The following is an 8,885-nucleotide window of genomic DNA, read 5'->3' as shown; positions in this document are numbered from 1 at the left end:
AATGGGCCAGAAAGTAAATCCGCACGGCATTCGTGTCGGCGTTATTAAAGACTGGGACAGCCGCTGGTTTGCCTCCAAGAAGGATTTCAGCGATAACCTCGTCGAGGATCACAAGATCCGCACTGAGCTGAAGGCTCAGCTGAAGGACGCTGGTGTCCCCAAGATCGAGATCGAGCGTACTGTGGATCCTTCCACTTCCGCTCCTCGCGTGACTGTTAACATCTACTGCGCTAAGCCGGGCATGGTCATCGGCAAGGGCGGTGAGGAGCGCGTTGCTCTGCAGAACAAGCTGACCAAGGAGTATGGCAAGACTGTGATCGTCAATGTCATCGAGGTCAAGAGCGCTTCCACCAACGCACAGCTGGTTGCTGAGGACATCGCTCGTCAGCTGGAGAACCGTGTGACCTTCCGCCGTGCCATGAAGCAGTGCATGCGCAATGCTATGAGCCCCCGCGATCGTTCCACCGTTCCCGCTAAGGGCATCAAGGCTATGTGCTCCGGCCGTCTGGGCGGCGCTGATATCGCTCGTACTGAGAGCTATCACGAGGGCACCATCCCCCTGCAGACCCTGCGTGCCGACATCGACTACGGCTTTGCTGAGGCTGCTACCACCTACGGCCGCATCGGCGTTAAGGTGTGGGTCTACAAGGGCGAGGTCCTGAAGAGCGCTAAGACCGCTCAGAAGAAGGAAGGAGGCAACAAGTAATGTTACTGCCTAAGCGTGTTAAGTACCGCCGCGTTCAGCGCGGCCGCATGACCGGCAAGGCTACCCGCGGCAACGTGGTGTGCCAGGGCCAGTACGGCCTTGTTGCTCTGGAGCCGGCATGGATCTCTTCCACCCAGATCGAGGCTGCTCGTGTTGCCATGACTCGTTACATCAAGCGTGGCGGCAAGGTGTGGATCAAGATTTTCCCCGATAAGCCCGTTACCGAGAAGCCCGCTGAGACCCGCATGGGTTCCGGTAAAGGCTCTCCCGAGTACTGGGTTGCTGTCGTTAAGCCCGGCCGCGTTCTGTTCGAGCTGGCAGATGTCGATGAGGCAACTGCCCGCGAGGCTCTGCGCCTGGCTATGCACAAGCTGCCCATCAAGTGCAAATTTGCAGTCCGTGAGGACTCCGTGAAGGAGGATGGCACCAATGAAGGCTAATGAACTCCGCGAAATGCAGACCGCAGAGCTGACCAGCAAGCTGGTCGACCTGAAGGCTGAGCTGTTTAACCTGCGCTTCCAGCATGCCATCAACCAGCTGGAGAACCCCGGCCGCATCGACGCAGTCAAGAAGGACATCGCCCGCGTGATGACCGTTCTGGCTGAGAAGCAGTAAGGAGGTTAAACGATGGAAGAACGTAATCTGAGAAAGACCCGCGTCGGCGTTGTCGTGTCCGACAAGATGGATAAGACCATCGTGGTTGCCGTTAAGGATAGCGTGCAGCACCCCCTGTACAAGAAGATCCTGAAGCGTACCGTGAAGTTCAAGGCTCGTGACGAGCAGAACGAGTGCGGTATCGGTGACCGTGTTGAGATCATGGAGTGCCGCCCCCTGAGCAAGGATGTGCGCTGGCGCCTGGTCCGTATCGTTGAGAAGGCAAAGTAATCTTTGCCCGCTGCTTTGAACAGTTTGAAAGGAGATATCTGAAATGGTTCAGATGCAAACTTATCTCAAAGTTGCCGACAACACCGGTGCCAAGGAGCTGATGTGCTTCCGTGTGCTGGGCGGCACCCGCAAGAGATACGCAAACATTGGTGACGTCGTGGTCTGCTCTGTCAAGAAGGCAGCCCCCGGCGGCTCCGTTAAGAAGGGCGACGTCGTCAAGGCTGTCATCGTGCGCAGCAAGCATGGCGTGCGCCGCGACGACGGTTCCTACATCCGTTTTGATGAGAACGCCGCCGTTATCGTTATGGCCGACAAGAACCCCAAGGGTACCCGTATCTTTGGACCTGTTGCTCGCGAGCTGCGTGATGCCGGCTACACCAAGATCCTGAGCCTGGCTCCGGAATCGCTGTAAGGAGGTTTTAAAAATGAATAATCTTCATGTTAAAACCGGCGACAACGTTATGATCATCAGCGGCAAGGACAAGGGCCACACTGGTAAGGTCCTGCAGGTCAGCCCCTCTGAGAACAAGGTCATCGTTGAGGGCCAGAACATGGTTACCAAGCACGTCAAGCCTCGTCGTCAGGGCGAGCAGGGCGGCATCGTGAAGGCTGAGGGTGCTATGTACGCATCCAAGGTCATGCCCATCTGCCCCAAGTGCGGCAAGGCCGTGCGCGTGGGCCATGTCGAGAAGGACGGTAAGATGGTCCGCGTCTGCAAGAAGTGCGGCGCTGAGCTGTAAGGAAAGGAGTAAGGAACAATGGCTCGTTTGAAAGAACAGTATGTCAATGAAATTGCTCCTGCTCTGAACTCTAAGTTCGGTTACAAGAGCGTTATGCAGATCCCCAAGCTGGACAAGGTCGTCATCAACGTTGCCTGCGGCGAAGCCAAGGACAACGAGAAGATCCTGGAAGCTGTTATGAAGGATCTGGGCCAGATCACTGGCCAGAAGGCAGTCGTCTGCCGTGCCAAGAAGAGCGTTGCTAACTTCAAGCTGCGCCAGGGCACTCCCATCGGCTGCAAGGTCACCCTGCGTGGTGAGCGTATGTACGAGTTTGTCGATCGTTTCTTCAACGTCGCTCTGCCCCGTGTCCGCGACTTCCGCGGCATCAACGGCAACGGCTTTGACGGCCGCGGCAACTTTGCATGCGGCATCAAGGAGCAGATCATCTTCCCCGAGATCGACTTTGATAAGGTCGATGCAGTCCGCGGCATGGATGTCTGCTTTGTTACCACCGCTAAGACCGACGAAGAGGGCAAGGAGCTGCTGAAGGCTCTGGGCGCTCCGTTCGCTACCGAGAATAACTAAGGAGGAGATTGATACAATGGCTAAACTGTCTATGAAGCTGAAGCAGTCTCGTCCTGCTAAGTTCTCTACCCGTGCATACACCCGCTGCCGCATCTGCGGCCGCCCCCACTCCGTGCTGCGCAAGTACGGCGTGTGCCGTGTGTGCTTCCGTGAGCTGGCCTACAAGGGCGAGATCCCGGGCGTGAAGAAGGCTTCCTGGTAATTTGCCAGAGGGCTGGATAGAATGTCGGATATCCGCCCCGGGGCAAGCATGTTTCGGGGCGGTATCATTATAAAACAAATGAGAGCTAATCTAAGGAGGTTAGTGGCACATGCAGATTACTGATCCTATCGCGGACCTGCTGACTCGCATCCGCAACGCTAGCACTGCCAAACACCCTTCTGTGGAGATCCCCGCTTCCAACATGAAGAAGGCTATCTGCCAGATTCTGGTTGACGAGGGCTACATCAAGGGCATGCAGGTGAAGAACGACACCGTTCAGGGTACCATCGTTGTCACCCTGAAGTACCAGGCTAACGGCGAGCCCGTTATCGCTGGCCTGCGCCGCGTGTCCAAGCCCGGCCTGCGCATCTACACCAACTGCGAGGATATGCCGAAGGTCATGAAGGGCCTGGGCACCGCAATCATTTCCACCTCTAAGGGCATTATGACCGATAAGGCTGCTCGTGCTGCGCACGTTGGCGGCGAGGTCCTGGCCTTTGTGTGGTAAGAAAGGGGTAAAAGACAATGTCGAGAATTGGAAGAAAACCCATCGTCATTCCTGCCGGCGTCACTGTTACTGTTGATGAAGCAGCACACACCGTCGCTGTCAAGGGCCCCAAGGGCAGCCTGAATTCCAACTTCCACCCCCTGATGACCGTTAAGGTCGAGGGCAATGAAGTTCTGGTTACCCGCCCCAATGACGATCCCCAGGCCCGCAGCCTGCACGGCCTGACCCGTACCAACATCGCTAACATGGTCAACGGTGTTGTGAACGGCTACGAGAAGAAGCTGGAGATCGTGGGCGTTGGCCTGCGCTGCCAGAAGCAGGGCTCCAACCTGGTTATGAACCTGGGCTTCTCCCACCAGGTGAATGTCCCCGATACCGAGGACTGCACCATCGTGTGGCAGGACCCCAACCACTTCTCTGTTACCGGTATTGACAAGCAGAAGGTGGGCCAGTACGCCGCCGAGATCCGCGCCAAGAAGCCGCCTGAACCCTACAAGGGCAAGGGCATCCGCTATGTGGGCGAGGTTGTCAAGCACAAAGAAGGCAAGGCCGGCAAGGGCAAGAAATAAGGTAAGGAGTGAAAGACAATGGTTAAGCAGATCGACAAGAACGAAGCTCGTCTTCGTCGTCATCGCCGCGTTCGCAACAAGATCAGCGGCACCGCAGCACGTCCCCGTCTGGATGTTTTCCGCTCCGCCAAGCACATTTACGCTCAGATCATCGATGATGAGCAGGGCGTGACCCTGGTGTCTGCATCCACTATGGACAAGGACTTCAATGGTTTCGGCGGCAACGTCGAGGCCGCAGCTGAGATCGGCAAGAAGGTCGCAGCAAAGGCTCTGGAAAAGGGCATCACCGAGGTCGTGTTCGACCGTGGTGGCTACGTTTATCATGGCCGTGTTAAGGCCCTGGCTGATGGCGCCCGTGAGGGCGGCCTGAAGCTGTAATGAGAGGAGGAAACACATTATGGCTATGAGAAACCGTGAAGACGACGGCATGATCACCAAGGTTGTCTCCATCAACCGCGTTTCCAAGACTGTCAAGGGCGGCCGCATCATGAAGTTTGCCGCTCTGGTTGTCGTGGGCGACGGCAAGGGCACCATCGGTTATGGCATCGGCAAGTCTGGCGAAGTGCCTGAGGCAATCCGCAAGGGCGAGGCTGCTGCAAAGAAGAACATGCACAAGGTTGCCCTGAAGGGCACCACCATCCCCCACGAGATCGTCGGCAAGTACGGCGCAGGTGCCGTTCTGCTCAAGCCGGCTGCACCCGGTACCGGCATGATCGCCGGCGGCCCTGTGCGTGCCGTCATTGAGGCTGCTGGCATCAAGGACATCCGTGCGAAGTCTATGCGTTCCAACAACCCCATCAACGTTGTTTCTGCTACCTTCGCAGGTCTGTGCGGCCTGGTCAGCGCGGAGTCCGTCGCTGAGAAGCGCGGCAAGACCGTGAGTGAGATTCTGGGTTAAGGAGGTAACAAACCATGGCAGATAAGATGCTCAAGATCGAGCTGAAGAAGAGCCTGATCGGCCGCGGCGCTAAGCAGATCGCTACCGCTGAGGCCCTGGGCCTGAAGAAGCCGGGCGACGTTACCGTTCAGCCTGACAATGCCGCTACGCAGGGCAAGATCGCAAAGATCGGCTTTATGCTCAGCGTCACCGAAGCCTAATAGCAGGGGGTATACGCATAATGAAACTTCATGAACTGCACGCTATTCCCGGTGCAAACAAGGCTGTGACCCGCAAGGGCCGCGGCATTGGCTCCGGCAATGGCAAGACTGCCGGTTTCGGCAGCAAGGGCCAGAAGGCCCGTTCCGGCGTGAAGCACGCTGGTTTCGAGGGCGGCCAGATGCCTCTGGCACGCCGCCTGCCGAAGGTTGGCTTTAACAACATCTTTGCTACCCAGTACGCCATTGTTAACGTGGCTGACCTGGAAGCAGCTTTCAACGCTGGCGATGTCGTTGACACCGAGGCTCTGAAGGCAAAGGGTCTGGTCAAGAAGACTCTGGACGGTGTTAAGGTCCTGGGCAACGGCGAGCTGACCAAGGCTCTGACCGTCAAGGCCGCAGCCTATTCCGCTTCTGCCAAAGAGAAAATCGAGAAGGCAGGCGGAAAGGCTGAGGTGATGTAAGGTGTTCCAGACATTCCGTAACGCATGGAAGATTCCCGAGCTTAAAAATCGTCTCCTGTTCACGCTGGCGATCCTCGTGGTGTATCGTCTGGGCAGCGCCATCCCCGTTCCGTTCATCACCGGTTCTGCACTGAACCAGATGTTCTCCAACGGCAATATGCTCTCGTATCTCGATATGATGAGCGGTGGTGCCCTGTCTCGGTGCACACTCTTCGCGTTAGGTGTGACGCCTTATATCAACGCTTCCATCATTGTGCAGCTGCTCACCGTTGCGATCCCCGCCCTGGAAAACATGGCGAAGGAAGCCGACGGCCAGCAGAAGATGCAGCAGATCACCCGGTATGTCGGCGGTGTCATCGCTCTGGTGATGAGCCTCGGCTACTACTTCGTGATCCGCAATATGGGCGCACTGAAGTACACCAGCGGCGCGGCTGGTATCTTTACCGCTGTTGTCATCATTGCCACCTTTACCGCAGGTGCGCAGCTGATCACCTGGTGTGGTGAGCAGATCGACGACAAGGGTATCGGCAACGGTATCTCCCTGTTGATCTTCTCCTCGATCGTTTCCAACTGGTCCGGTGTCTACACCACCGTCACGGGTCTGCTGACCCGCGCCGCTGCAGGCGAGACCCGGTTCTATATCCTGCTGCCCCTGCTGCTGGTTCTGGCACTGGTGGTGATCGTGTTCATCGTTGTTATGACCAACGCTGAGCGCCGCATCACCATCCAGTATGCCAAGCGTGTGGTGGGCCGCAAGCAGATGGGCGGGCAGAACAGCTACCTGCCCCTGAAGCTGAACATGAGCGGCGTGATGCCCATCATCTTCGCTTCCGCGATGGTTTCGATCCCCGGCACCATCGGCAGCTTCCTGCAGATCGATCAGGCAGCACATCCGTTCTGGTATGCTTTCTTCCATACCTTCAACTACACGTCGCTGCTCTACATCGTGATCTACCTGCTGCTGATCCTGGCCTTCAACTACTTCTATGTGGCCATCCAGTACAACCCCGTTGAGATCGCCAACAATCTGCGCCGCAACAACGGCTCGATCCCCGGCTTCCGTCCCGGCAAGCCGACCAGCGATTTCCTGACCCGCACCCTGAATAAGATCACCCTCATGGGTGCCATCTTCCTGGCTGCGGTGGCTGTACTGCCGATCATTCTGGGCAACCTGACCGGTATGAGCATCCAGCTGGGCGGTACCAGCCTGCTGATCGTGGTTGGTGTGGCACTTGATACCACCCGCAGCCTCGACAGCTTTATGACGATGCGCAACCACAAGGGTTTCCTTGGTTGATCTAAAACAAAAGCACTGATGTGAGAAAGCACTGGAAAGGGGAGCATGCTCGTACTTTTCAGTGCTTTTTTGCTTTGAAGGGGCGTTAGTTCCTTCAAACATCAAAAAAGGCTCCTTTGATAGAAGAAAGGAAGAATACCTATGAATCTGATTCTGTTAGGCGCACCCGGCGCGGGCAAAGGCACCCAGGCCGAGATCATCTGCGCAAAGCTGAACATCCCCTCCATCAGCACCGGCAACATCCTGCGCGCTGCTGTCAAGGAAGGCACCGAGATGGGCCTGAAGGCAAAGAGCTTCATGGACGCTGGCGCTCTGGTGCCCGATGAGGTCATCATCGGCATCCTGAAGGAACGCCTGGCACAGGACGACTGCGCCAACGGTTTCATCCTGGACGGCGTGCCCCGCACCATCGCTCAGGCCGAGGCCATCGAGACCATGGGCATCCGCATCGACAAGGTGCTGGAGCTGTCTGTGGCGGACGATGTCATCGTGGAGCGGATGAGCGGCCGCCGCGTCTGCGAGAAGTGCGGCGCAAGCTACCACATCATCAACAAGAAGAGCAAGGTCGAGGGCGTGTGCGACCTGTGCGGCGGCAAGACCGTCATCCGCAAGGACGACCAGCTCGCTACCGTTCTGGATCGCCTGAAGGCTTACCACGAGCAGACCGAGCCGCTGGTGGCATTCTACCGTGAGCGCGGCAAGCTGGCCGTGATCCCCTTCTGCCCCTCCATCGAGGAGACGACCGCTGAAGTGATGAAAGCACTGGAGGCATAATCGTGATCCAAATCAAGAATGCGAAAGAACTGGACGGAATGCGCAGGGCCAATGCCCTGAGCGCAGCTGCCCTGAAGTACGGCGGCCAGCACATTGAGGCTGGCATGACCACCTGGGAACTGGATAAGCTGATCTACGATTTCATCGTAAAGCACGGCGGTACCCCCAACTTCAAGGGACTGTACGGTTTCCCGGGAACGGCCTGCATCAGCCTGAATGATACCATCATCCATGGCATCCCGTCGCATGATATCGTCATCCGCCCGGGCGACATCGTCAGCATCGACACCGGTGCAAAGGTCGATGGCTTCAACGGCGACAACGCCTGCACCTATGCGGTGGGCAAGATCGACCTGGAAGCACAGCGCCTGCTGGATGTGACCAAGGCAGCCCTGTACAAGGGCATCGAGCAGGCAAAGGCCGGCAACCGCATCGGTGATATCGGCTATGCGGTGCAGAGCTACTGTGAGGACGCAGGTTTCTCCGTGGTCCGGGAGTTCGTGGGCCACGGCACCGGCCGTGAACTGCACGAGGACCCCGAGGTGCCCAACTACGGCCATCAGGGCCGCGGCCCCCGCCTTGTGCCCGGCATGACCATTGCCATTGAGCCTATGATCTGCCAGTACGACTGCAAGATCACCCAGGCCAAAGACGGCTGGACGGTCAAGACCAAGGACGGCGGTCTGGCAGCGCACTTCGAGCACTCGAACGCGATCCTGAAGGACCGCACCGAGATCATGACCCGCTTCTGGGATGATCCCGATTTTGATCCCGAGACCTTTTGCCTGAAGTAAGCAAACCGGCACAGCATCCCCCAGGGCCTCCCGGAAACGGGAGGCCTTTTTGCGTCCGGAGCAGGTCCTTTGTGCAATTCTGACAAGTTTTGGTGAAAAATTTTCATCTTCCCGGTGGAGAAGCGCAAAACCGGGGCGGGGAAACGGCCGGTTTGAAAATGCGAGAATTTTTTATCGGAAATACGGAAAAAACACTTGCAAATCCATTACAAAAGGTGTATAATCTATAAATGGCCGTGACAGCCAGATACTTTCTCGGTGGACAGGGATTTTCTGCCCACTTT

Annotated in this window: 17 protein-coding genes; all 17 read left to right on the top strand. The window is 57.2% G+C overall.

Annotated features, from left to right (window positions below):
* The first annotated feature begins 1 nt into the window (after position 1).
* Positions 2-706: a 30S ribosomal protein S3 gene (gene rpsC, locus MTP40_RS13270; protein ID WP_005934914.1), complete on the top strand. Its 705-nt coding sequence runs from the start codon at positions 2-4 to the stop codon at positions 704-706.
* A complete protein-coding gene (rplP, locus tag MTP40_RS13265; RefSeq protein WP_005934913.1) occupies positions 706-1,146 on the top strand; it encodes a 50S ribosomal protein L16 in 441 nt (146 codons plus the stop codon). The genes rpsC and rplP overlap by 1 nt, the downstream gene beginning before the upstream one ends.
* On the top strand, positions 1,136-1,321 hold the full coding sequence (gene rpmC, locus MTP40_RS13260) for a 50S ribosomal protein L29 (protein ID WP_005934912.1): 186 nt from the start codon (positions 1,136-1,138) through the stop codon (positions 1,319-1,321). The genes rplP and rpmC overlap by 11 nt, the downstream gene beginning before the upstream one ends.
* A 12-nt stretch (positions 1,322-1,333) precedes the next feature.
* Positions 1,334-1,591, top strand: a complete 258-nt coding sequence (gene rpsQ / locus MTP40_RS13255; RefSeq protein ID WP_005921877.1) for a 30S ribosomal protein S17 — start codon at positions 1,334-1,336, stop codon at positions 1,589-1,591.
* 43 nt (positions 1,592-1,634) lie between these two features.
* Entirely contained in the window at positions 1,635-2,003 is a 369-nt protein-coding gene (gene rplN / locus MTP40_RS13250) for a 50S ribosomal protein L14 (protein WP_005921875.1), read from the top strand.
* Positions 2,004-2,016: 13 nt separating this feature from the next.
* Entirely contained in the window at positions 2,017-2,331 is a 315-nt protein-coding gene (gene rplX / locus MTP40_RS13245) for a 50S ribosomal protein L24 (protein WP_005934911.1), read from the top strand.
* Between the two features lie 18 nt (positions 2,332-2,349).
* A complete protein-coding gene (gene rplE / locus MTP40_RS13240; protein WP_005934909.1) occupies positions 2,350-2,898 on the top strand; it encodes a 50S ribosomal protein L5 in 549 nt (182 codons plus the stop codon).
* A gap of 16 nt (positions 2,899-2,914) precedes the next feature.
* A complete protein-coding gene (locus tag MTP40_RS13235; protein WP_005921866.1) occupies positions 2,915-3,100 on the top strand; it encodes a type Z 30S ribosomal protein S14 in 186 nt (61 codons plus the stop codon).
* Positions 3,101-3,209: 109 nt separating this feature from the next.
* Positions 3,210-3,608 carry a 30S ribosomal protein S8 gene (gene rpsH / locus MTP40_RS13230; protein ID WP_005934908.1) on the top strand — a complete coding sequence of 133 codons (399 nt, stop codon included), beginning with the start codon at positions 3,210-3,212 and terminating at the stop codon, positions 3,606-3,608.
* 17 nt (positions 3,609-3,625) lie between these two features.
* Entirely contained in the window at positions 3,626-4,177 is a 552-nt protein-coding gene (gene rplF, locus MTP40_RS13225) for a 50S ribosomal protein L6 (RefSeq protein ID WP_156067074.1), read from the top strand.
* 18 nt (positions 4,178-4,195) lie between these two features.
* Positions 4,196-4,555 carry a 50S ribosomal protein L18 gene (gene rplR, locus MTP40_RS13220; protein WP_005934906.1) on the top strand — a complete coding sequence of 120 codons (360 nt, stop codon included), beginning with the start codon at positions 4,196-4,198 and terminating at the stop codon, positions 4,553-4,555.
* Positions 4,556-4,574: 19 nt separating this feature from the next.
* Positions 4,575-5,075, top strand: coding sequence for a 30S ribosomal protein S5 (rpsE, locus tag MTP40_RS13215; protein ID WP_097771300.1), 501 nt, complete (start codon positions 4,575-4,577; stop codon positions 5,073-5,075).
* A gap of 14 nt (positions 5,076-5,089) precedes the next feature.
* A complete protein-coding gene (gene rpmD / locus MTP40_RS13210) occupies positions 5,090-5,275 on the top strand; it encodes a 50S ribosomal protein L30 (protein WP_005934904.1) in 186 nt (61 codons plus the stop codon).
* Between the two features lie 20 nt (positions 5,276-5,295).
* Positions 5,296-5,736 (top strand): 50S ribosomal protein L15, encoded by a 441-nt coding sequence (rplO, locus tag MTP40_RS13205; protein ID WP_005934902.1) that lies wholly within the window; start codon positions 5,296-5,298, stop codon positions 5,734-5,736.
* A gap of 1 nt (position 5,737) precedes the next feature.
* On the top strand, positions 5,738-7,033 hold the full coding sequence (secY, locus tag MTP40_RS13200; RefSeq protein ID WP_097771299.1) for a preprotein translocase subunit SecY: 1,296 nt from the start codon (positions 5,738-5,740) through the stop codon (positions 7,031-7,033).
* 141 nt (positions 7,034-7,174) lie between these two features.
* On the top strand, positions 7,175-7,807 hold the full coding sequence (locus MTP40_RS13195; protein WP_249259516.1) for an adenylate kinase: 633 nt from the start codon (positions 7,175-7,177) through the stop codon (positions 7,805-7,807).
* 2 nt (positions 7,808-7,809) lie between these two features.
* Positions 7,810-8,601, top strand: a complete 792-nt coding sequence (gene map / locus MTP40_RS13190) for a type I methionyl aminopeptidase (protein ID WP_249259515.1) — start codon at positions 7,810-7,812, stop codon at positions 8,599-8,601.
* Positions 8,602-8,885: the final 284 nt, after the last annotated feature.

This window comes from Faecalibacterium sp. IP-3-29, from assembly GCF_023347335.1.
GTDB lineage: Bacteria > Bacillota > Clostridia > Oscillospirales > Ruminococcaceae > Faecalibacterium > Faecalibacterium duncaniae.
This window is presented reverse-complemented; position numbering and strand designations above follow the sequence as displayed.

Bases quoted from the DNA above. Each gene is read 5' to 3' on its own strand.
- rpsC (WP_005934914.1), top strand. From the start codon at position 2: ATGGGCCAGAAAGTAAATCCGCACGGCATTCGTGTCGGCGTTATTAAA.
- rplP (WP_005934913.1), top strand. From the start codon at position 706: ATGTTACTGCCTAAGCGTGTTAAGTACCGCCGCGTTCAGCGCGGCCGC.
- rpmC (WP_005934912.1), top strand. From the start codon at position 1,136: ATGAAGGCTAATGAACTCCGCGAAATGCAGACCGCAGAGCTGACCAGC.
- rpsQ (WP_005921877.1), top strand. From the start codon at position 1,334: ATGGAAGAACGTAATCTGAGAAAGACCCGCGTCGGCGTTGTCGTGTCC.
- rplN (WP_005921875.1), top strand. From the start codon at position 1,635: ATGGTTCAGATGCAAACTTATCTCAAAGTTGCCGACAACACCGGTGCC.
- rplX (WP_005934911.1), top strand. From the start codon at position 2,017: ATGAATAATCTTCATGTTAAAACCGGCGACAACGTTATGATCATCAGC.
- rplE (WP_005934909.1), top strand. From the start codon at position 2,350: ATGGCTCGTTTGAAAGAACAGTATGTCAATGAAATTGCTCCTGCTCTG.
- MTP40_RS13235 (WP_005921866.1), top strand. From the start codon at position 2,915: ATGGCTAAACTGTCTATGAAGCTGAAGCAGTCTCGTCCTGCTAAGTTC.
- rpsH (WP_005934908.1), top strand. From the start codon at position 3,210: ATGCAGATTACTGATCCTATCGCGGACCTGCTGACTCGCATCCGCAAC.
- rplF (WP_156067074.1), top strand. From the start codon at position 3,626: ATGTCGAGAATTGGAAGAAAACCCATCGTCATTCCTGCCGGCGTCACT.
- rplR (WP_005934906.1), top strand. From the start codon at position 4,196: ATGGTTAAGCAGATCGACAAGAACGAAGCTCGTCTTCGTCGTCATCGC.
- rpsE (WP_097771300.1), top strand. From the start codon at position 4,575: ATGGCTATGAGAAACCGTGAAGACGACGGCATGATCACCAAGGTTGTC.
- rpmD (WP_005934904.1), top strand. From the start codon at position 5,090: ATGGCAGATAAGATGCTCAAGATCGAGCTGAAGAAGAGCCTGATCGGC.
- rplO (WP_005934902.1), top strand. From the start codon at position 5,296: ATGAAACTTCATGAACTGCACGCTATTCCCGGTGCAAACAAGGCTGTG.
- MTP40_RS13195 (WP_249259516.1), top strand. From the start codon at position 7,175: ATGAATCTGATTCTGTTAGGCGCACCCGGCGCGGGCAAAGGCACCCAG.